This window comes from Luteitalea sp. TBR-22 (assembly GCF_016865485.1).
Taxonomy (GTDB): Bacteria; Acidobacteriota; Vicinamibacteria; order Vicinamibacterales; family Vicinamibacteraceae; genus Luteitalea.
Genome location: NZ_AP024452.1, coordinates 3086945 through 3107247, shown reverse-complemented (window position 1 = coordinate 3107247; position 20303 = coordinate 3086945). Strand labels below are relative to the sequence as shown.

Annotated in this window: 19 protein-coding genes; 8 read left to right on the top strand and 11 right to left on the bottom strand. The window is 70.5% G+C overall.

The genetic code is table 11. The annotated features are described in order from the left end of the window. Positions 1-33: 33 nt before the first annotated feature. Positions 34-765, bottom strand: coding sequence for a glucosamine-6-phosphate deaminase (gene nagB, locus TBR22_RS12795; protein ID WP_239493379.1), 732 nt, complete (start codon positions 763-765; stop codon positions 34-36). After that, positions 746-1693: an N-acetylglucosamine kinase gene (locus TBR22_RS12790; protein ID WP_239493378.1), complete on the bottom strand. Its 948-nt coding sequence runs from the start codon at positions 1691-1693 to the stop codon at positions 746-748. Before TBR22_RS12790 ends, nagB begins: the two co-directional genes overlap by 20 nt. Positions 1694-1840: 147 nt before the next feature. Between TBR22_RS12790 and TBR22_RS12785 the strand changes: the two genes are divergently transcribed. From TBR22_RS12785 to TBR22_RS12775, 3 genes are read left to right on the top strand one after another with little or no spacing between them, the layout of a single operon-like run. Continuing rightward, positions 1841-3055, top strand: a complete 1215-nt coding sequence (locus tag TBR22_RS12785) for a glycoside hydrolase family 10 protein (protein WP_239493377.1) — start codon at positions 1841-1843, stop codon at positions 3053-3055. Position 3056: 1 nt separating this feature from the next. Further along, positions 3057-4085 carry a serine hydrolase gene (locus tag TBR22_RS12780; protein WP_239493376.1) on the top strand — a complete coding sequence of 343 codons (1029 nt, stop codon included), beginning with the start codon at positions 3057-3059 and terminating at the stop codon, positions 4083-4085. After that, entirely contained in the window at positions 4082-5248 is a 1167-nt protein-coding gene (locus TBR22_RS12775; protein ID WP_239493375.1) for a sugar MFS transporter, read from the top strand. The genes TBR22_RS12780 and TBR22_RS12775 overlap by 4 nt, the downstream gene beginning before the upstream one ends. 27 nt (positions 5249-5275) lie before the next feature. On the opposite strand, the gene TBR22_RS12770 is transcribed toward TBR22_RS12775, so the two are convergent. Then, positions 5276-6052, bottom strand: coding sequence for a type II secretion system protein (locus TBR22_RS12770; protein WP_239493374.1), 777 nt, complete (start codon positions 6050-6052; stop codon positions 5276-5278). Positions 6053-6074: 22 nt separating this feature from the next. Between TBR22_RS12770 and TBR22_RS12765 the strand changes: the two genes are divergently transcribed. From TBR22_RS12765 to TBR22_RS12740, 5 genes are all read left to right on the top strand, one after another. Then, the gene (locus tag TBR22_RS12765) at positions 6075-7280 is read left to right on the top strand and encodes a PKD domain-containing protein (RefSeq protein ID WP_239493373.1); all 1206 of its coding nucleotides are present in this window, start codon (positions 6075-6077) and stop codon (positions 7278-7280) included. Positions 7281-7585: 305 nt separating this feature from the next. Beyond that, positions 7586-8860 carry a porin gene (locus tag TBR22_RS12760; protein ID WP_239493372.1) on the top strand — a complete coding sequence of 425 codons (1275 nt, stop codon included), beginning with the start codon at positions 7586-7588 and terminating at the stop codon, positions 8858-8860. Positions 8861-8972: 112 nt separating this feature from the next. Further along, on the top strand, positions 8973-10529 hold the full coding sequence (locus TBR22_RS26790) for a sigma-54-dependent Fis family transcriptional regulator (RefSeq protein WP_305068772.1): 1557 nt from the start codon (positions 8973-8975) through the stop codon (positions 10527-10529). A gap of 231 nt (positions 10530-10760) precedes the next feature. Next, on the top strand, positions 10761-12044 hold the full coding sequence (locus tag TBR22_RS12745; protein ID WP_239493371.1) for an ammonium transporter: 1284 nt from the start codon (positions 10761-10763) through the stop codon (positions 12042-12044). Then, the gene (locus tag TBR22_RS12740) at positions 12041-12403 is read left to right on the top strand and encodes a P-II family nitrogen regulator (protein ID WP_239493370.1); all 363 of its coding nucleotides are present in this window, start codon (positions 12041-12043) and stop codon (positions 12401-12403) included. Before TBR22_RS12745 ends, TBR22_RS12740 begins: the two co-directional genes overlap by 4 nt. A 90-nt stretch (positions 12404-12493) precedes the next feature. Here the strand turns inward: TBR22_RS12740 and TBR22_RS12735 are convergent, their stop codons facing one another. From TBR22_RS12735 to TBR22_RS12700, 8 genes are read right to left on the bottom strand one after another with little or no spacing between them, the layout of a single operon-like run. Continuing rightward, a complete protein-coding gene (locus TBR22_RS12735) occupies positions 12494-12943 on the bottom strand; it encodes a type IV pilin protein (protein ID WP_239493369.1) in 450 nt (149 codons plus the stop codon). Further along, a complete protein-coding gene (locus TBR22_RS12730) occupies positions 12918-13430 on the bottom strand; it encodes a type II secretion system protein (protein ID WP_239493368.1) in 513 nt (170 codons plus the stop codon). Before TBR22_RS12730 ends, TBR22_RS12735 begins: the two co-directional genes overlap by 26 nt. Then, the gene (locus TBR22_RS12725) at positions 13427-15868 is read right to left on the bottom strand and encodes a secretin N-terminal domain-containing protein (RefSeq protein ID WP_239493367.1); all 2442 of its coding nucleotides are present in this window, start codon (positions 15866-15868) and stop codon (positions 13427-13429) included. The genes TBR22_RS12730 and TBR22_RS12725 overlap by 4 nt, the downstream gene beginning before the upstream one ends. A gap of 44 nt (positions 15869-15912) precedes the next feature. Next, positions 15913-16488: a hypothetical protein gene (locus TBR22_RS12720; RefSeq protein WP_239493366.1), complete on the bottom strand. Its 576-nt coding sequence runs from the start codon at positions 16486-16488 to the stop codon at positions 15913-15915. Further along, a complete protein-coding gene (locus TBR22_RS12715; RefSeq protein ID WP_239493365.1) occupies positions 16478-17053 on the bottom strand; it encodes a GspMb/PilO family protein in 576 nt (191 codons plus the stop codon). The genes TBR22_RS12720 and TBR22_RS12715 overlap by 11 nt, the downstream gene beginning before the upstream one ends. A gap of 1 nt (position 17054) precedes the next feature. Next, positions 17055-17672 (bottom strand): hypothetical protein, encoded by a 618-nt coding sequence (locus TBR22_RS12710; RefSeq protein ID WP_239493364.1) that lies wholly within the window; start codon positions 17670-17672, stop codon positions 17055-17057. Further along, entirely contained in the window at positions 17669-18628 is a 960-nt protein-coding gene (gene pilM, locus TBR22_RS12705; protein ID WP_239493363.1) for a type IV pilus biogenesis protein PilM, read from the bottom strand. The genes TBR22_RS12710 and pilM overlap by 4 nt, the downstream gene beginning before the upstream one ends. Position 18629: 1 nt before the next feature. Then, positions 18630-20249: a GspE/PulE family protein gene (locus TBR22_RS12700; RefSeq protein ID WP_370651518.1), complete on the bottom strand. Its 1620-nt coding sequence runs from the start codon at positions 20247-20249 to the stop codon at positions 18630-18632. Positions 20250-20303: the final 54 nt, after the last annotated feature.

Here is a 20303-nt window from a genome sequence, read left to right as displayed (position 1 = left end):
CGGCCCCGAGCATTTCAGATTTCAGATTTCGAATTACCTGATCTGCGCGGCGGCCTCGCTGTCGCAGATCAGCTCGACGTGTCCGTGCAGTTGCAGGAACGACGCGGGCATCTGCGTCGTCACCGGACCATTGATCATCGCCGCGACGGTGGCGGCCTTCCCGCTGCCGGTCACCAGCAGCATGATGCGGCGCGATTTCAGGATCGTCCCCATCCCCATCGTCATCGCCTCGGCAGGCACCTTCGCGGGATCGCCGTCGAAGAAGTCGGCGTTGGCCTTGCGCGACGGCTCGAGCAGCGTGACGCGATGCGTGCGCGCCTGCAGCGCGGCGTCGGGCTCGTTGAAGCCGATGTGCCCGTTGGCGCCGAGGCCGAGGATCATCAGGTCGATGCCACCGGCCGCTTCGATGGCTGCCTCGAAGCGCGCGCATTCGGCATCGGCGTCCGCGGCCAGGCCGTCGAGCACATGCCCCTGCCCGGCCGGCAGCCCGACGCGATCGAACAGGTGCTGCTTCATGTAGGCGCGGTAGCTGCCGGGGTGAGACTCGCCGATCCCGACGAACTCGTCGAGGTTGAAGCTGGTGACCTGCGAGAAATCGATCTCGCCGGCCGACGCGCGAGCCGCCAGTTCGTCGTACATGGCGATCGGGGTGCGGCCGGTCGGCAGGCCGAGCACGGCGCGAGGAGTGTCGAGGAGCAGGTCGGCGACGCGTTGGGCGGCGAGGTCGGCCACGTCCTGGGGCGAATCACAGAGCGAGATGATCACGAGTCTTGTACGAGGGAAGTGACGCGCCGCCCCGGGCTTCGGCCAGGGCCAGGCGCACGGCGCCAATCGCCGGGTCGGTAGTGAGCAGGCGGACCTCGCCGCCGGGGGCGGTCTCGGCCAGCCGGGCCCGCAGGGCGTCCTGCAGCCACGGCACCGCGAGGAACGCGCCGCCGGCCATCACCACCGGGAACGGTCCGGCGAGTTCCAGCTGGCGCACGACCGATCGCACGGCTGCCGCCAATTCGTCAGCGGCCACCGACGCGATGTTGGCGGCGACCTCGTCGCCGGCGTCGCGTGCCTGCTGCACGAGCGCTGCGCAGCGGGCGATGTCGCTCGGCTTGAGGTAGTGCCGGTAGACCTCGCGCACGAGCTGCTCGGGCCGGGTGACGCCGAAGAAGTCCAGGACCAGTGGCGTGAGGCTCGTGGCGGGTCCGCGCCCGTCGGCGGCGCGGACGACCGCGCGCAATGCCTGCCGACCGATCCAGAACCCGCTCCCCTCGTCGGCGAGGATGTATCCCCAGCCGCCGGCGCGAGCCGCCTCGCCGCGGTCGTTGCGTCCGTACGCGATCGATCCCGTGCCGGCGATCACGACGACGCCCGGGCCGACGCCGGCGCCGGCCACCAGGGCGATGAGCGCGTCGTTGGTGACGAGGATCCTGGCCCGCGCGCCGATGCGGCGCATGATGCCCTGGATGGTGGCGTTGTCCTCGGCACGATCGACGCCGGCGATCCCCAGACAGATCACGTCGGGGCGCAGGTGTCCCTCGCCGAGAGCTTCATCGATGACCTCGTGCAGGGTCTTCTCGACCGCCAGCTCGCCGTGAGCCGCCAGGTTCGCGCCGCCGCGTCGGGCCCGGGCGATCACCTCGCCGTGGCCATCGGCCAGCACGGCCTCGGTCTTGGTCCCCCCGGCGTCGATCCCGATCACGAGGGGTGGGGTGTGGCTGCCCGACATCACGCGAGGGCGAGTATATACTTCGCTTGCGCGTGCTCGTTCCTCGCGCGCGCCGGATCGATGCCCGTAGCCTCCCGCCGCGACCTCCTGCGGATCTCCCTCGCAACCCTGCTTCCTGCCGTGGCCTGGCCGCGCGATGGGGTCGCGCGTCCGCAGGCCGGTGGGGCGGAGATGCGGGGCATGTGGGTCACGCGGAGCTGGATGACCAGCCCCGCCCACGTGGCGCAGGTGGTCGACGACGCGGAACGGCACGGGCTCACGGCCGTGTTCGTGCAGGTCCGTGGCCGGGGCGACGCCTTCTACCTGGGCGGCCCCGACCCGCGCGCATCGCTGCTGGCCCGGCAACCGGCGAGCTTCGACCCGCTGGGGGAACTCGTCGGGCGGGCGCGGACCCGCGGCCTGCAGGTGCACGCGTGGCTGAACGTCAACCTGGTCGCCGGCGCCACCGCGATGCCGACCGCGACGCAGCACGTCGCCGTGCAGCATCCCGAGTGGCTCATGGTGCCGCGGCCGCTGGCCGACACGCTGTTGCCGATGTCGCCGCGTGATCCGCGCTACGCGGCGACGCTGGCCACGTGGAGCCGCAAGCAGTCGGCGACGATCGAGGGCGTGTTCGCCTCGCCGCTGCCCGAGGGCGCGCAGGACCGGCTCGAGGCCACCGTCGATCACCTCACCACGCGGTACGCCCTCGACGGCCTGCACCTCGATTACATCCGCTTCCCTTCACCGGAGTTCGACGTCAGCCGGGCGGCGCTGGCGGCCTTTCGCGCCTCGCTGGCTCTCGAGTTGACTCCCGCGGAACTGGCGACCCTCGACGGCCGCGCGGCGTCGCGACCGTTGGCCTTCATCGACACGTATGCCGCGCGCTGGGTCAGTTGGCGTCGCGAGCGGCTCACGCAGCTGGTGACGCGACTGGGCACCACCGCGCGCCGCAACCGCCCGGCGCTGAAGGTGACGGCCGCGGTCTGGCCCGACCCCGAGTACGCCCGCGACTACAAGCTGCAGGACTGGGCGCGCTGGCTGCGCGACGGCCTCATCGATGCCGCATGCCCGATGCTCTACATGTCGAGCGGGGCGACCTACGAGCGGCAACTGCAGGTGCTCGCCGATGGCGCCGCCGGCACGGTGTGGCCGGGCATCGGCGCCTACAAGATCGATCCGCTCGAGACTGCCCGGCGGGTGGCCGTGGCCCGGGCGCGCGGCTTCGGCGGCGTGCTGCTCTACTCGTACGACAGCATGTCGGCCGGCGTCGGCCGCCCGTCCACGTACCTGGCTGCCGTCCAGCGGCGGGCGTTCCCCGAGGGCGATTCGAGCCAGGCCGGTGCGGCCCGCTGACGTGCCACTCCTCGCGCCAGCCGCGGCGCTCCTCGCTGCCGCCGTCGACGACGGCCGACTGCCCGCGGCGGTGCTCGAAGTGGGCACTGTGTCGGGCGCGGCTGAACGTTTGGCCTTCGGCGCCCCCTCCGAGGCGGTCTTCGACCTCGCCTCGTTGACCAAGGTGCTCGGCACTGGCGTGCTGGCGACCCACCTGCTCGGGCGTCGGTTGCTCGACCCCGACGTGCCCGTCCGCGCCCTCGTGCCGGAATGGCGTGGCGCCGACCGCGGCAGCGTCCGGCTGCGCGATCTGCTGGCGCACGCCTCCGGACTGCCCGCGCACCTGCCGCTGTTCGAGCGCCACCGCGGCAGCGAGGCGATGGTGGCGGCCTGCGCGCGCGCGCCACTGGCCCATGCGCCCAGGACCGCCTCCACCTACAGCGACCTCGGATTCATCGTGCTGGGACGTGTGCTCGAGGCGATCACCGAGTCGCCCCTCGACGAGCAGGTGCACACCGTGCTGGATTGGCTGAGCGACGATGCGCCGCGGTTCGGGCCGCGGCCATGCACTCCCGAGGTCCAGGCGACCGGCCTCAGCCCCTGGCGCGGACGCCTCCTGTGTGGCGAGGTGCACGACGACAACGCGGCCGCGATGGGCGGCGTCGCCGGACACGCCGGGCTCTTCGGCACGGCGCGCGGCGTCGGCGACATCGCGAGAGCCGTGCTGCGGGGGTTGCAGGGCGGGGACTCGCCGCTTGCCCCGTCGTGGGCAGTGCGGGCATTCGCGCGTCGCTCACCGGTGCCGGGATCGTCGCGTGCCCTGGCCTGGGACACCGGGTTGCCGACCTCGTCGTGCGGGCCGTACCTGTCGCGGCAGGCGATCGGCCACACCGGATTCACGGGGACGTCGGTCTGGATCGATCCGACGCGGGACCTGTACGTCGTGCTGCTCACCAATCGCGTGGCGGGAAGAGCCACATCGAACGACATCGCGGACCTGCGACGCGCCGTCCACACCGCGATCGGCGCGGCATGGGCGGACCGGTCATGAGCCCGCGCGACAGCCAGGCGCCGCGCGCCCTGATGGCCTTGTTGAGCGCAGCGTTCGTCGCGCTCGGCGTCAGCATCGCGGCCATCGGCCCGGCCCTGCCCGAGTTTGCCGACGTCGCCGGACTGGCCGTGTCGGCGATGGGCGTGCTGTACAGCGCGCTGTTCGCGGGGTTCCTCGCCTCGCAGGTGTCGGCCGCCGTGCTGCTCGACCGTGTGGGTACCCGCCGCACCATCCTCACCGCAATCGCGGTCTTTGCGCTCGGCACCACGGGGCTGGCCCTGGCGCGCGACGGCGTCACGCTGCTGCTGGGGAGCGCGGTGCTCGGCGTCGGTTATGGCTTCGGCACCATTGCCATCAACCTGGTCGCCTCGCGATTGCTGACCCATCGCCCTGCGTTCGTGGTCAACCTGATCAACGCCCTCTACGGGGTGGGCACCGTGCTGGGCCCCTTGATCACGAGCGCCGTGCTCCGCAGCGGCGGCCAGGCCCGGTGGGTGCCCGCGGTGGGCGGCGCCTGCGCCATCCTGCTGCTGCCGTGGGCGTGGCGGGTGCTGCCCGACGACCCGCCCCCGCCGCACGTCGTGGCGGGCGGGCCCGCTCGCAAGACCGTCCCCACGGCCCTCGTGCTCATCGGCGTCCTCGTGTTCCTCTACGGCGGCGTCGAGTCGGGGTTCAGCGGCTGGGCGCCCACCTATCTCGAGCAGACGCTCGGGGTCACGCCGGCCGACGCCGCGCTCGCCATGTCGATCTACTGGCTGTCCTATCTTTCCGGCCGGGTGGTCTCCACGGTGATGGCCCTCCGGGTGGACCCGGCGACGGTGCTGTGGGGCGCCCTCGGCGTGCTGCTCGCGGGTGGCGTGTGCCTGGTGCTGGGCGTCGGGCAGCGCGTGCCGACGATGGCGGCGCTCGTCCTGCTCGGTGGCGCAACCGGACCGATCTACCCGTCGATGTTCGGTGTCGTGACCACGCGCTTCGCCGATCGCGCCGCGTTCGCCGTATCGACGGTGGCCGGCATCGGCTGCGTCGGGGCCATCCTGCTGCCCTGGGGGATGGGACTCACCCTGCCGCTGGCCGGCGGACGGGTGCTCGCCGCCATCCCGCTCCTGCTCTGCCTGGGCATGATCGCCGCCTTTCACGCCGCAGGGCCTCGTGCCCCCCGCTGACACGCCGGCGCCAGCGGCGAACGTGCGTCACTGACGACGAATCGTGTTGCCGTAGGGGTTGTTGGGCAGGCTGCCCGGCGACGGTGAGGACGGACCGGTCTGGCCACCCGGACGTCCCGGGCCCGGTCCGCCGGGTCGCTGGTTCTGGCCCGGCTGAGGCGACTGCACGCCGAAGAAGCGCGGCGTGATGTCCTCGATCGCGACCTCCCACTGGTCGTACTGCGTCCGTCCCTTCCAGGCGCGCAGCGACGTCTCCTTGCTGGTGCTGACCACGCCCCGGATGCCGCCGACCGCCCCGGAGGCGCCACCCATGCCCGGCTGAAGAACCTGTCCAGGCGCGCTCGACGTGCCACCGAAGGTCGTGCCGGGCGCCGTGGGTGAAGGCGATCCTCCAGCGGGCCGCCCCATCGAGGTGCCACTCCCCTGCGGCGCCGGCGCGCCGGGCCGCCCGCCGACCGGCAGCGTGGCGGTCATCCCCGGCGACACCTGCCCGACGCGCAGGATCGCGAAGTCCTTACCGGTCATCGGGTCCTTGTACTTCTTCCGCAGGTAGCGTTCCTTCACGAGGTCGTCGAGGTTGGCCGGCGAGGCTCCGGGGAGGCGACGCTGATACAGCGCCAATGCGTGCGCATATTGCTTGAGGCGGAACAGCAGTTCCTCCTCCTTCTCGCGCTTGGCCTGCTGCTTCCAGACCGGCATGGCCATGGTCATGAGGGTGAGCATGACCGCCAGCGCGACCAGCAGCACGGCCATCGCGTAGCCGCGCGCGTCTGACAAAGCCGGGGTCTGTTCGGGGGGCCTCATGCGTTTGGTATTCTTGCCAGTCATGCTAGCACCGCGTCATGCCGGCCGGCCGATGGCCTTGAGGGTCCTTCTCGGCATGGTGCCCCTGTCGGTCGCGTTGGTCGCCGGCGCCTGCAACAAGGCGCCGCTCACGGCCCCCACCGACTCGGCCGTCACGCTCTTCGCGGCCCAGACCGTCGTGGCGCTCAACGGCACCGTGGAGATCACGGCCAACGTCACCGAACCGGGTGGCGTTCCGGTGCAGAACGGCACCCAGGTCAACTTCACCACCACGCTGGGCACGATCGATCCGGCCGAAGCTCGTACCAGCGGCGGCAAGGCCACCGTACGGCTCAACGCCGGGGCGGCATCGGGGATCGCCCAGGTACGGGCCTTCTCCGGTGGTGCGCAGGCCGAGGCCATCGAGATTCGCGTCGGGGCAGCGGCGGCCTCGCAGCTCACCCTGACGGCCTCGCCCAGCGCGGTCGGGGCCAACGGCGGCACGGTCGATCTGGTGGCCGTCGCGACCGGCGAGAACAACCAGCGCCTGCCGGGCGTGCCGGTCACCTTCGGCACCAACGCGGGCAGCCTGCGCGACGCCACGGTCATCACCGACGGCAACGGCGAAGCGCGGACGCAGCTGACGACGACGCGGGAAGCGACCGTCACGGCGACGGTGGGGACGGTCCAGGCCACCACGACCGTGCGGGTGACCACGCGCCCCATCATCACGCTGACCGGGCCGTCGACCGCGGTGGGCGAAGGCGAGACGACGACCTTCACGGTCAACGTGCAGCCGCAGACCAACGGCGACCCGGTCCGCGACGTCGTCATCGACTTCGGCGACGGCGAGCGGCGCTCGCTTGGCGCCCTGACCGGCTCACGGACGGTCCAGAAGGTCTACGCGCGCAAGGGCACGTACCAGGTGACCGTGTCGGTGCTCGACACGGGCGGGGAGACGACCGCCGCGGTGACGACCGTGACGGTCGAGGAGCGGGCGATCAGCGTCACCTTGACGGCCTCGCCCTCGACCGCGGCCGCCAACACGGTGGTGCAGTTCACGGCAACCGCGTCGGGGACCAACATCGTCGCGTACAACTGGAACCTCGGCGACGGCGACACGCGCGTCACGACCGGCCCGACCACGAGCAAGGTCTACGGGACCGCGGGGCGTCGTCGGGTGTCGGTGGAAGTGGTCAATGCCGCGGGCCAGCGCGGCACTGCGACCATCGAGATCCTGATTCAGTAGCCTCGACGGGTGTGGGACTTGCCCCGTCGAGTCCAGAGAAGCGCCGGCGCGAGCGTCCGGCGCTTTTTCCGCGCGTCGGACGCGTTGAAACAAAGTGCTCTGATTGACGATGTGAAGGACAGTCGGTGCCGATCGAGCAACATGAATGTCGAAACGCCTCGATGTAGCTACAAAATTGTCTGATTCGCTCTCGCGACAGCATGCCGGCCAACTTCAAGTAACTGGCTGAAAATTAGACTCTTAGCTGTCCAGATCGAGACCCCGGGCCCAGCGACGGCACGCGGCTTGATAGAGAAAAGCGGTGCATGAACATTCCTGCACCACTCCTGTCTTCACGGACCTGCCGTTTCGGCGTCGTCCCGACCCTGTTCGCGGCCTGGCTGGTGTCGGCCGCTCCTGTCGCCGCCCAGACGACGGTTGCAGACGGCGCCGGCGCGGTCCCGGTCGGCACGTCGGCGGCGCTTGTCGAAAAAGTCACCCCCGTGGAGCAGGCGCAGGACGCCAGCGCCCCGCAGCCGACGACCCAGCCGGCCGAAGTCGCCACGCCGGGTCCCACCAATCCCTGGTTGCGGCTGTTCGGCCCGACGAAGGTGTCGACCACCGGCGACACGTACTACGCCTACAACGGCAACGAACCCTCCTCGGGCAAGAACGTGCTGCGCAACTTCGACGAGAACGACAACCAGTTCTCCGGCAGCTACTTCGAAGTCGCCTTCGAGCAGGTGCCGACCGAGAAGCGTCGCCTCGGGTTCCGGACCGACATCGGCTTCGGTCCCACCGCCACCTGGGTCAACTCCACCGATCCGGACGATGGCGCGCTGAAGTACCTCCAGCAGGCGTACGTCAGCGTGCTGGCGCCGGTCGGCCGTGGCCTGCAGTTCGACGTCGGCAAGTTCAACACCCCGATCGGCGCCGAACCGACCGAGACGGCATACAACTGGAACTACTCGCGGTCCCTGCTCTTCTCCTGGGCGGCGCCCTACTACCACCTCGGCGTGCGCGCATCGCTGCCGGTCAGCGACACGGTGTCGGTCTCGGGCTACCTCATCAACGGCTGGAACAACGCCCGCGACAACAACCGCGGCAAGACGATGGCGACCACGGTCAGCTGGAAGGTGACCCCGGCGCTGACCCTCTCGCAGGCCTGGATGGGCGGGCCTGAAGGGCCCAACGGCGCCGCCGGCTGGCGCAACCTGTACGACACGATCGCGACCTGGACGGTGAATCCCCGCCTCACCCTGATGACCAACATCGACATCGGCCGCGACACCGTGGGCGACGTCACCAACGCCTGGCAGGGCATCGCCGGCTACGGTCGGGTGACGGTCCTGCCGGCGTGGGCCCTGGCAACCCGCGTCGAGGTGTTCGAGGATCGTGATGGATACATGACGGGCACCGCCCAGACCATCAAGGAGCTCACCCTCACCAGCGAGCACACGCTGGTCAAGGGCCTCGCCCTGCGTGTCGAGTACCGGCGCGATTGGTCGGACGAAGACTTCTTCGAGTACCGCACCGACCAGTTCCGGCCCCAGCAGAACACCATCCTCTTCGGCTTCACGTACGCCGTGGCCACGCCCTGAGGGGACGGGCGGTCTGCGGTGCGGCGCCGCACCGGGCCGCACCAGCCGACTGCGTCATGCCGCGCGTATCGGGAGGCACATCCGGGCCGGATAGGCGTAGGCTTATGCCCGGATGTCGAGGCAACTGGTCGACCGGGTCGAGAGGGATCACCTCTCGGCCCTGCTGTCGCTCGGCCCGGTGTTGAGTGAGGCGCCCAACCTGAAGACGGCGCTGACGCGTGCCCTCGAACACGTGGCGGAGGCGGTGTCGGCCCGCAGCGGGCTGATCGCGCTCCGCGAGGGCGACGGGCGCGAACTCTCGGTGGCCGCGACCACCGGGATCAACTGGCAGACGGCGCAGCGGGTCAAGTATCGGGTCGGGGAAGGCATCATCGGGCGGGTCGTCGAGACCGGGCGCCCGGTGGTGGTCCCGAAAGCCAGCCAGGAGCCGCTGTTCCTGAACCGGACCGGCGTCCACACCAAGGCCGCCGCCGGCGGCGAGGACACCTCGTTCCTGTGCGTGCCCATCTGCGCTGCGGGCGCCTGCGTGGGTGCCGTCGGCCTGGCGCGCCCCCATCGGCCGGACGCCGACGTCGAGCGACTGATGCAGTTCCTCGGCGTCGTGGCCTCCCTCCTGGGGTACGCGGTGCGCGTCCACGCGCTGCAGCAGGCCGAACGGCAGCAACTGGTGGCCGAGAACGCCCAGCTCCGCGAGGAACTGCGGGCCCGCTACGATTTCCGCAACATCATCGGCAGCAGTCGCCCCATGCAGGCCCTGTTCGGGCAGGTCACGCAAGTGGCCCGCAGCCAGACCACCGCGCTGATCAGGGGGGAATCGGGGACCGGCAAGGAACTCATCGCCCACGCCATCCACTACCACTCGGCCCGCGCCAGCAAGCCGTTCGTGAAGGTCAACTGCGGCGCGCTGCCGGAGGGCCTCGTGGAGTCGGAGCTGTTCGGCCACGAGGCCGGCGCCTTCACCGACGCGCGGACCGCCAAGAAGGGCCGATTCGAGCTGGCGCACGGCGGCACGCTGTTCCTCGACGAGGTCGGTGAGTTGTCGCTGGGCACGCAGGTGAAGCTGCTGCGGGTGCTGCAGGAGCGCGAGTTCGAGCGGCTCGGCGGGACGCAGACCATTCGGGTCAACGTGCGGCTCATCGCCGCCACCAACCGCGACCTCGAGGAGGCGGTCAAGGCGCGGACCTTCCGTGAAGACCTGTACTACCGCCTCAATGTCTTCTCCCTGTTCCTCCCGCCCTTGCGCGACCGCAAGCCCGACATCCTGTTGCTGGCCGATCACTTCGTCGAGAAGTACGCCTCGGCGCACGGCAAGGACGTCCGCCGCCTCGCCACCACGGCCATCGACATGCTCATGAGCTATCACTGGCCCGGCAACGTCCGCGAACTGGAGAACTGCATCGAGCGGGCCGTCCTGGTCGCCGCCGGAGGCGTGATCCATGGACACGACCTGCCGCCGAGCCTGCAGACCGCCGAAGTCTCGGGCACCCTGCCGCGCGCGTCCCTGGCCGCTGCCACGGCCGCCCTGGAGACCGACCTCATCCAGGACGCGCTGAAGACGGCCGGTGGCAACCTCGCGCGGACGGCCCGCCTGCTGGACACCACCGAGCGCATCGTTGCCTACAAGGTGAAGAAGCTCGGGATCGACGTGGGTCGCTTCCGCCGCGAGTGAGGCGACACGAATGTCAGATCACACCTGATCGGGCGACAAAAATGTCGTAATCGTGCTGTAGGCATCTCCGGCAAATCGGCCGGAAGTCACACGCTGGCAACAGTTTGCAAAAGTCACAGCGTGGGTCACTGGTCGCGAGCATCGAAATTGCTACAGCAATCAGCCGAGTGGATGCGACCCGCGTGGGACACCGACGTCCCGCCCGGCAGGTCGCCTCCTTTCGGAGGATCGATGAACAACGCAGATGTGGCGTGGATGCTCGTGTCCACGGCCCTCGTGCTGCTGATGACCCCGGCCCTGGCCTTCTTCTACGGCGGGCTGGTCCGGTCCAAGAACGCGCTCAACACGATGATGATGTCGTTCATCTCGTTGGGCTTCGCGGGCGTGGCGTGGGCCCTGGTCGGCTACTCGCTCGCGTTCGCGCCCGGCACGGCCTGGATTGGCGGACTGAAGTTCGGCCTGCTCCGTGGCGTGACGCTGGACCCGCAGGGCACGATTCCCCATGTGCTGTTCATGGCATTCCAGGGGACGTTCGCGGTGATCACCGCCGCGCTCATCTCGGGCGCGATCGTCGAACGCATGCGCTTCGGCGCCTACATCGCGTTCATCAGCCTGTGGGTCGTGGCGGTGTACGCGCCGGTCGCGCACTGGGTGTGGGGCGGCGGTTGGCTGGCGACGATGGGCGCCCTGGACTTCGCTGGCGGCACGGTGGTGCATGTCAACGCGGCGGCCGCCGCCGCCGTGGCGGCGATCGTGGTCGGGCCACGGGCCGACCATGGCCGGCAGGCGATGCTGCCCCACAACGTGCCGTTCGTGCTGCTCGGCGCGGGACTGCTCTGGTTCGGCTGGTTCGGCTTCAATGCCGGCAGCGCGCTGTCGGCCAACGGCATCGCCGGCCTCGCCTTCACCAACACGATGCTGGCGCCGATGGCCACCCTGGTCGTCTGGACGCTCCTCGACGTGGTCCGCACGGGGCGGGTGACTGCCGTCGGCGGCGCCACCGGCATCGTCGTCGGGCTGGTCGCCATCACGCCGGCCGCCGGCTACATCAGCCCGGCCTCGTCGCTGGCGCTGGGCGCCCTGGCGGCGTTCCCGAGCTACTTCGCGATCATGTTGCGGGCGCGGACCCGTCTTGACGACTCGCTCGACGTGGTGGCCGCGCACGGCGTCGGCGGCACGGTGGGCGCGCTGCTCACCGGGGTGTTCGCCGACCAGGCGTGGAGCGGCGCCGCCAACGGGCTGCTCGGTGGCAATCCCGGCCAGATCGCGATCCAGGCGGCCGGCATCGGCGCGGCGCTCGCCTACAGCGTGGTGATGACCTTCGTGCTGCTCAAGCTGATCGGGCTCGTGCTGCCGCTGCGCGCCACGACGCGTGACGAGGCCCTTGGCCTCGACGTCAGCGACCATGGCGAAGAGGCGTACGCGCACGGGGACGGCGCCATCCTCATCGGCCCCGATCTCGCGCCCAGCGTGCTCGCGGGCGCGGCCGTATCGACCGAAGGAGGCCGGGCATGAAGATGATCGTCGCCATCGTGCGTCCCGAGCGCGTCAATGCCGTGCTCGAGGCCCTCTACCGCGTGCAGGTGCGCGGACTCACCATCAGCCGCGTGCAGGGGCACGGCGGCGAAACGGAACACGTCGAGAACTACCGCGGCACCACCGTCAAGATGTCGCTGGCCGAGAAGGTGCGCATCGAGATCGGCGTGAGCAACGGCTTCGTCGAGCCCACCATCGACGCAATCACGGAGGCTGCCCGCACCGGCGACGTCGGCGACGGGAAGATCTTCGTCCTGCCGGTCGAGCGCGTCGTGCGGATCCGTACCGGCGAGCAGGACCAGGACGCGGTCACGCCGGTGGCAGCGGTGACCCGCTAGCACTCGGCGCCACAGCGGATGATCGAGGTGCCCGGTTCGCACGCGGGCCCTCGACATCGCCCCACACCAGGGTGGTGAGCGCCCCGGCGCTCACCACTCGTTGTACGGCTGGCCGTTCATCGCGATGCGGTCCGAGCCGCTCTTGACGTTGTACACGCCGGGCTCGGCCGTCGGGTTGTTGGCGTCGGGCTCGGCGGGGATCTCCTGCCAGGTCGACGCCGACCTGGTGAAGGGGTCCTCGGGGAGGGCGCGGAGGTAGCCGTCGCTCACCAGGGCCTCGAGCGACGACGGGTACTTGTTCTTGTCGGCGTAGTACTGGTCGATCGCGTCGCGCATGCGGAACAGGTCCTCGCGCAGCACGGCCTCCTGCGCCAGGGTGACGGCGTTGCGGTAGCTGGCCATCGCCATGCCGGCGATGACGACGATCAGCGCCATCACCACCATCATCTCGAGGAGCGTGAAGCCCCGCCGTCGCCGCGCGCGCTCCACCGCCAGCTCGCGGATCACCATCGCCTCACCACTCGCTGTAGGGCGTGCCATCGAGTCCCGTCCCGCCTGCCTTGGAGTACACATCGAACACGTTCTGCCCGCCCCACGACGTCGAGTCGGGGCGATCCTGGTAGGAGCGCAGGCCCCACTCGGCGTCGCCCGTCAGCGGGTCGACGGGGATGCGCCTGAGGAAGCGCAGCTTGGTCTGCGTCGCGTCGCCGGCCTTGGTCACGCCCTTGACGAGCGTCTCGAGGTCCGGCGGGTAGCCCATGTCGTCGGGCTCGATCTCGAGGTTGGAGATCTGCTGCAGGTCGGCCGCGTCCTTGTAGCGATCGATGGCCGTGCGCAACTCCCGGAGGGTCCGCCGCAGTTCCACTTCCTTCTGCCGCTGGATGCCCACCTTGCTGAGCGGCAGCACCGCCGTGGCCATGATCAGGACGATGGCCGCGACCACCAGCAACTCAACGAACGTGTAGCCGTCCCGCGCGCCGCCAGCAGCGCGGCGCACCCGCCGCAGGCCGCCGAGGAGGATGTTCATCGCACGGTGACGGTCGCGGGCACCAGTTGCAGGCCCACGCTCGCCTGCTCGGGCGTGCTCGCCACGCCGGCCGGCGTGATGGAAGACTGTCCCGGCGCGATCGCCTCGAAGACGAGCGTGGCGATCAGCCCGGTGCCGGTGGCCCCGACCTGGTCACCGGGGCGGAGGGCGGTCAGGTCCACCCGGCCGACGCCGGGATCGACCTGCTGCGTGAAGGTCGGCGTGACTCCACCCTGCGCCAGGAAGGTGCCCGGCTGGACGGTCCGCACGCGCAAGACCGAAGGGTTGTAGGTCACCGACACGCTGATCGTCGAGACGCGCTGCGCGCCGGCAATCGTGATCGGCACCGTGTACGGTCCTCCGCCGACGGCAAACTGCGGCCCGGGCACGGTGATGGCGAGCCGCGCGGTCGGCGTCGGCGGCGCGGCAGCGGGCGGCGGCGGGGTCGCGGCCTGCGCTGCGCCGGCAGGCGCCTCCGGGACCGGCGTGATCGGCGTCGGCGGGGGCGCCGGCGTCGGCGCGGCCTGCGGCGACGGGGGCAGCACCGACGGCGTGGAGGTCACCTGCCCTGTCTGTGGCGTCACCACCGGCATCGTCGCCACTGGCTGCGGAACGGTGCCCGGCGCCGCGGCTGGTGCGGTGGCCGGGGCTGCCGGCGCGGCCTGCGCGTTCGGGTCGACGGCAATCAGCGGCGGCGCGCCCGTCAGGCCGAGGTTCTGCTGGCTGCCGATGTAGATCGGGTCGAGGTTCTCCTGCGTGATCTCCGACGATCGCACCAGGCGCGGCGTCATCAGGAACACGATGTCGGTCTGCGTGATCTGGTCGACGGTGTTGCCGAAGATGCGTCGCAGGATCGGGGTGTGCAGCAGCCCCGGGAAGCCGGTGAGCGCCCGCCGCTGGTCCTCGCGCAGCAGCCCCGCGAGCATCAGCGACTCGCCTTCCCGCATGCGGATGACCGAGGTCACCCGGCGGGTGCCGAAGGTCGGCAGGCTCTGGCCGGCGATGTCGATGTTGGCGCCGAGCGTGCTGCTCTCGACCTCGAGCTCCGACACGATCTCGCCTTCCAGCGTCACCCGCGGCGCGTTCAGCTTCACCTTGATGCCGACGGTGCGGTAGTTGAACTGGTTGATCGGGATGGTCGTCAGGCCGCCCCCGCCGAGGCCGCCGAACGTCGTGCTGGGCACCGGGATCTCGTCGCCGAGGTCCAGCGTGATCGTCTTGCCTTCCATGCCGCGCAGCTGCGGCTTGGCGATGATCTTGTTGTTGTTGTCGGTGGCCAGGAAGTTGACCACCGCCTGCGGCACGGTCAGGTAGAAGTCGGCCGCGCTGATCCCGCGGGTGATCGTGTTGAGGTTGAACGGCGGCTGGCCGCCCTCGCTGGCCGGAGGCGCCTCCGGCGAGAAGATCGCCCCCACCGCGTACTGCGACAGGTTCAGGCCCACTTCCTTGGCCCGCGCCCGGTTGACCTCGATGATCTCGACGTCGACGACGATCTCGGCGCGCGGCTTGTCGTTGTTGCGCACGACCTGGTCGATGATGTTCATCACCCGGTCGGAGGCGCGCACGGTGAGCGAGTTCTGCGTCTTGTTGGCGAGCACGCGCGGCTGCACGGGCAGGCCCGGCAGCTGCAGGATCTGCTGCACCGTCTGCACCAGCTCGGTCGCGTCGGCGTGCGACAGGTAGAAGGTGCGGATGACCTGCTCCTCGTACGCCGACCGTTTCGGCGGCGTGTCGGGGATGACCATGATCGTCCGCGGGTTGACGACCTTGTAGAAGTTGTTGGAGGCCGACATCACCTGGTTCAGTGCCTCCTCGAGCGACAGGCCGGTCAGGTCGACCGTGATCTGCGCCGGCCGGAAGGTCGACTCGAACATCACGTTGATGCCGGTGGCCTTGCCGATGAAGGTCAGCACGTCCTGCGACCCGGCCTGCGAGAACTTGATGTCCAGCGGATCGCGCGACGCCGGGTTGAGCAGCGGCGGCGCCGACCGCTGGCGCGCCGTCTCGCGCATCGCCTCGATGGCCGGCCGGGGGCGCGCGGCCTCGGCCCGCTCGCGCAGTTCCTTCTCGATTTCGGCGGCCCGCAGCATCGAGTTGCGGTTGGACGGGTCGTACTCGTAGACCTTGCGGTACTCCACGATCGCCAGTTCGAGGTCGCCCTTCTCGTCGGCCTCGCGTGCCACCTTGAGGTGCGCCATCGACGCCGTCTGCATTGCCTGCTGCAGCGCGCCCTTGTAGTCGGTGCGGTCGGGGTGTTCCTGGAGCGCCTCGCGGAAGTTGACCACCGCCTGGTCCCACTCCCCCTTGAGCCACGCCTCACGCCCGCGGTTGTACGCGCTCGACGAGGCGCACGCCGCCGCGCCGAGGCAGAGCCCCGCCAGCAGCACCCCCACGCCCGTCGCCCGCATCACCCGCTGCATCGTCACGCCTGTCTGCACGTTGCCTCGTCGTTGGTTGCCCACGCTCGCGCGCCCGGCCCGCCTCACCCGGTCAGGCGCACGGTCTGGCGCCCGCGGCCGTCGACGTACTCGATCTGGAGGGATTCCTCGCCGATCGACACGATCCGCCACCGGCCGTCGACGATCTCGCCCGCCCGGCCATAGTAGACGTTCTTGCCGTCGCTGAGGACGGCCACCTTGCCCACGTCGTGCCTCGACACGACACCGATGAACTTGACCGTGATCGGCGGCGGCGGAGGCGGCTGGGGTGGCCCCATCGGCACGACTGGCGGTGGCGGCGCCACCGGCGCGACCGGCTTGGCCGGCCCACTCGAGCCCGCGCCGGGCGGCGCCGGCTCGGCCGCACCGCCCCGGAACGGGTCGCGCCCCCCCTCCTGCGGGGCGGGTCGGTCCTCGCTCAACCGGTCGAGGCCGATGCCCTCGGCCAGCACGGCGGACGGCGTCTGCCCCGGCGCGGTGGGCGCGGACTGCGCCGGTGTCGGGGGCCGGACGGCTGCCGAGCCGGCCGGACTGCCGCCGAACTGCCACCACGCCACCAGGACCAGCACGGCCAGCAGGCCCAGGAGCAGCCGCACGCGCTGGCGCGACTCAGCGGCCATTGTCTGCCTTGAAGAAGGTCGAGAGCGTCAGGGCGGCTTCGAGTGGCTCGGCCTGGTCGTCCGACTGCACCACGCCGACCTCGCGCACGACGATGAAGTCGGGGCCGGTCTCGAGGCGGTACAGGAACTGCCGCAGGTTGCGGTAGGTGCCGTACACGTTCATCTTCAGCGTGGCGCGTACCAGCGTGCTGTCCTTGTCGACCTGATCCTGGTCGAAGCTGCGGTGGTCGTAGCTGAGGTCGGCCTCGCGCGCCAGCTGCGCGAGGCGCACGAAGGTGACCTGGCGGGCGGCGGCCTGGTTGGCCGGCAGCACCTGCGTGTAGAAGCGCTGCAGGTCGGTGGCGGCCTTCACGCTGCCGGCAGACGTCTGTCGGGCGTCGGCCAGCTCGCGCCCGGCAGTGGTGGCCGCCAGGCTGGCCGCGGTGGCGCGTTGGGTCAGGCCCTGCACGCGCGCCCGTAGCGGACCGACCACCAGCAGCAAGCCGACGAGGTTGGCGACGGCCAATACGCCCAGCCCGCCGACCAGAAGACGACGATCGGCAAGGATGCGAGCGGCGGGCACCATGTCAGTTCGCCCCCGCCGCAGCCGGTGCGGCCGCCGGTGCCGACTCGGGCGTCGGCGCGGGAGCGCCGGGGCCCAGGTATTCACCGATGCACACGACGTTGTACGTGCCGTCCTCGAGCAACTGCTCCTCGACCGACTGGAGACCGCGGAAGGCCCCGGCCGCCTCGAGGCGATCCATGAACGTGCCGACCGGCTCGACGCGCCGCGTGTTGACCACCAGCCGCACCATCAGGGCATCCCGCTCGAGCGACGGCGTCACCGCCTGCAGTCGGACGTCTGCCGGAATCGTGCGCTCGATGACGTTGAACAGCGCGGTCCAGGAGAAGGTGCGCGCATCGATCACCGCATTGGCCTCGCGGGCGGCCTTGATCGTCGCGTCGAGGCGGACGGCGTCGAGACGGCTCCGGACCTGTTGCGCCTCGCCGCGCAGGGCCGCTGCTCGACCCTCGTCGCGGGCGATGCGCGCCGCCAGCTCACGCTGCTGTCCGGTGAGCGACACGAGCTGCCAGACGGTCAGCAGGCTGAGGAGGCCGAGGCCGATGGCAAGCGTTGCCAGGACGGCCTGCACGGCGCGCTCGTTGTAGAACGGGCGCGTCGCGAGGTTGCCGCGCAGCATCATGCGCCGACTCCTTCGCGCAACACGAGGCCGGCCGGCGCCGCAATCTGGCCGACGAGGCCGTCGGTGGCGGTGACGCGATCGCCGAACGAGGCGACGCCCTGCAGCGACAACGGCGTGACGGCCGCGCCGAACAGCTCGCCGAGGTTGCGGGCGAGCGCCTCACGGTCCTCGACGTGCTGTCCGGCCACGAGGAGGACCCGCGCGAAGCCCTGCCCGCCGAGGCGGTCCTCGTAGAACATGCGGGTCTGGTGCACCACGTCGGCCACCGGTTCGGTGGCGTCGGCCGGACGGGTCCGGAAGAAGATGAGGGCGCCCTCTCGCAGGACGACCAGGGACGCGTACCCGGGCGTCACGTGCACGAGCAGGACGTCGCCGGCGCCGGAGGCCGCCGAGGTCCCGCCGAGCAGGGCGAGGTTGACGACGTTGAACGTGGCCAGGTCGACCGTCCCGGCATGCAGGCCGGCGGCGGCGCACGCCGCCTCGTACTCCTGCACGAGGTCGCGGCGCATGGCGGTGACCACCAGCGTGGTGGTCGGGCCGAGCGTCCCGCCGCGCGCCCACGCGACCTGGGCGTCCTCGACCGCGAACGGCATGGTCTTGCGCAACTGCAGGCGCACCAGTTGCTCGAGGTCGCGGGCGTTGGCCGGCAGCGTCTCGAACGGCAGCAACGACACCTTGCCGGCCGTGTCCGGCAGGGCGAGCGCAACGCGGCGGGCGCGGACGCCGGTCTGCTCCACCGCATCGCGGATGGCCGCCACGAGGGCGTCTCGCTGCACCACGTTGGTGGCGGTGAGCGAGGGCGTCACCGCGCCGGCCGGCAGTGCCGCGGTGCCGATCGCGCGGATGACCGGCGAGGCGCCGTCGCGCTCGACGTGGACGGCGGTGACGCGGCGCGTGTCGATGTACAGGCCGAGCGTCGGCGGGCGTGTCTGGAGCCAGGCAGGAAGCGACGGCATGTCAGTCGACGAAGGTGACCTTGTTGATCTCGCGCAGCGTCGTCTCGCCCGACAGGACACGCGAGACGGCCGACTCGCGCAGGAAGCGCATGCCTTCGTCGCGGACCGCGCGCTTGATCTCGGAGTTGGGGCGGCGCGCCAGAATCATGTCACGAATGGTGTCGGTGAGGTCGAGCAGCTCGCAGATGGCCATGCGCCCGCGATAGCCCGACCCGTTGCACTCCAGGCACCCGGTCCCCTCGTAGAACGTGTGGGTGTGCGCCAGCGACGGATCCATCCGCGCCTCGAGCAGCTGCGCCTCGGTGACCGTCGCCGGCCGCCGGCAGTCGTCGCAGATCTTGCGGACCAGCCGCTGCGCCAGCACGCAGTTCAGCGCCGACACGAACTGGTAGGCCTCGACGCCCATGTTCAGGAAGCGGCCCAGCACGTCGAGCACGTTGTTGGCGTGGACCGTCGTGAACACCAGGTGCCCGGTCAGCGCCGAGTTGATCGCGATCTGCGCCGTCTCGGCGTCGCGGATCTCGCCCACCATGATCTTGTCGGGATCGTGCCGCAGGATGCTGCGCAGCCCGCGCGCGAAGGTCAGGCCCTTCTTCTCGTTGATGGGAATCTGCACGATGCCCTTCAACTGGTACTCGACCGGATCCTCGATGGTGATGATCTTGTCCTCGACGGACTTGATCTCCGACAGCGCCGCATAGAGCGTCGTCGTCTTGCCCGAACCCGTCGGGCCGGTGACCAGCACCATCCCGTACGGCTCGCGGATGTACTTGCGGAAGCGGCGCAGCTCCTCCTCGGGGAAACCGAGGATGTCGAGCCGCAGTTCCCGGAACTGCTCGCTGATCGACTCCTTGTCGAGGATGCGGATCACCGCATCCTCGCCGTGCGCGCTCGGCATCACCGAGACGCGGAAGTCGATCGTCTTGCCGCGCATCCGCAGCTTGAAGCGGCCGTCCTGCGGCACGCGCTTCTCGGCGATGTCGAGCTCGGCCATCACCTTGATGCGCGAGATGATCGGGCCGGCGAAGCGCTTGTCGATCGGCCGCATGGCGGCCTGCAGCACGCCGTCGATGCGGTACTTGACGACCACCGCGTCGTCCTGCGTCTCGATGTGGATGTCGCTGGCGCGCCGCTGCAGCGCGGCGAAGACCGTCGAGTCGATCAGCTTGATGATCGGGCTGATGTCGCTGGTGAGCTTCTCGACCGAGAGCGACTCCTCGCCGCTCTCGTCTTCCTTGAGCAACTGCAGCTGGAAGCTCTCGGTCGCGTCCTCGAGCACCCGCTGGCTGCTCTCGGACTTCTTCAGCATCGCCTGGATGGCCGAGGCGGTGCCGACGGTCACCTTCAGGCGGGTGCCGAGCAACTGCTGCAGCTCGTCGATCATCAGCAGGTCGGTCGGGTCCGACACCACGATGACCAGCACGTCGCCCTCGCGCCGGTGCGGCACGAAGCCGTACCGGAGCATGACGTCGGCCGGGATCGACCGGAACAGGTCGTTGTCGAGATGGAACGCGTCCATGTCGACGAACTCGAGCCGATACCGCTCGGCCAGCCGCCGGGCCTCCTCGCGTTCGCGCGCCGCGCCGCCACGCCCGCCGTCAACGGCCGGCAACTCCGGCAACGGCAGGGCGGACGGGTCGGGCGGTCCGGGGGGAAGGGTCGATGTGCTCACGTT

Coding starts and splice junctions, on each gene's coding strand:
- TBR22_RS12775 (WP_239493375.1), top strand. CDS start 4,082: ATGAGCCCGCGCGACAGCCAGGCGCCGCGCGCCCTGATGGCCTTGTTG.
- TBR22_RS12770 (WP_239493374.1), bottom strand. CDS start 6,052: ATGAGGCCCCCCGAACAGACCCCGGCTTTGTCAGACGCGCGCGGCTAC.
- TBR22_RS12765 (WP_239493373.1), top strand. CDS start 6,075: ATGCTAGCACCGCGTCATGCCGGCCGGCCGATGGCCTTGAGGGTCCTT.
- TBR22_RS12760 (WP_239493372.1), top strand. CDS start 7,586: ATGAACATTCCTGCACCACTCCTGTCTTCACGGACCTGCCGTTTCGGC.
- TBR22_RS26790 (WP_305068772.1), top strand. CDS start 8,973: ATGTCGAGGCAACTGGTCGACCGGGTCGAGAGGGATCACCTCTCGGCC.
- TBR22_RS12745 (WP_239493371.1), top strand. CDS start 10,761: ATGAACAACGCAGATGTGGCGTGGATGCTCGTGTCCACGGCCCTCGTG.
- TBR22_RS12740 (WP_239493370.1), top strand. CDS start 12,041: ATGAAGATGATCGTCGCCATCGTGCGTCCCGAGCGCGTCAATGCCGTG.
- TBR22_RS12735 (WP_239493369.1), bottom strand. CDS start 12,943: ATGGCACGCCCTACAGCGAGTGGTGAGGCGATGGTGATCCGCGAGCTG.
- TBR22_RS12730 (WP_239493368.1), bottom strand. CDS start 13,430: ATGAACATCCTCCTCGGCGGCCTGCGGCGGGTGCGCCGCGCTGCTGGC.
- TBR22_RS12720 (WP_239493366.1), bottom strand. CDS start 16,488: ATGGCCGCTGAGTCGCGCCAGCGCGTGCGGCTGCTCCTGGGCCTGCTG.
- TBR22_RS12715 (WP_239493365.1), bottom strand. CDS start 17,053: ATGGTGCCCGCCGCTCGCATCCTTGCCGATCGTCGTCTTCTGGTCGGC.
- TBR22_RS12710 (WP_239493364.1), bottom strand. CDS start 17,672: ATGATGCTGCGCGGCAACCTCGCGACGCGCCCGTTCTACAACGAGCGC.
- pilM (WP_239493363.1), bottom strand. CDS start 18,628: ATGCCGTCGCTTCCTGCCTGGCTCCAGACACGCCCGCCGACGCTCGGC.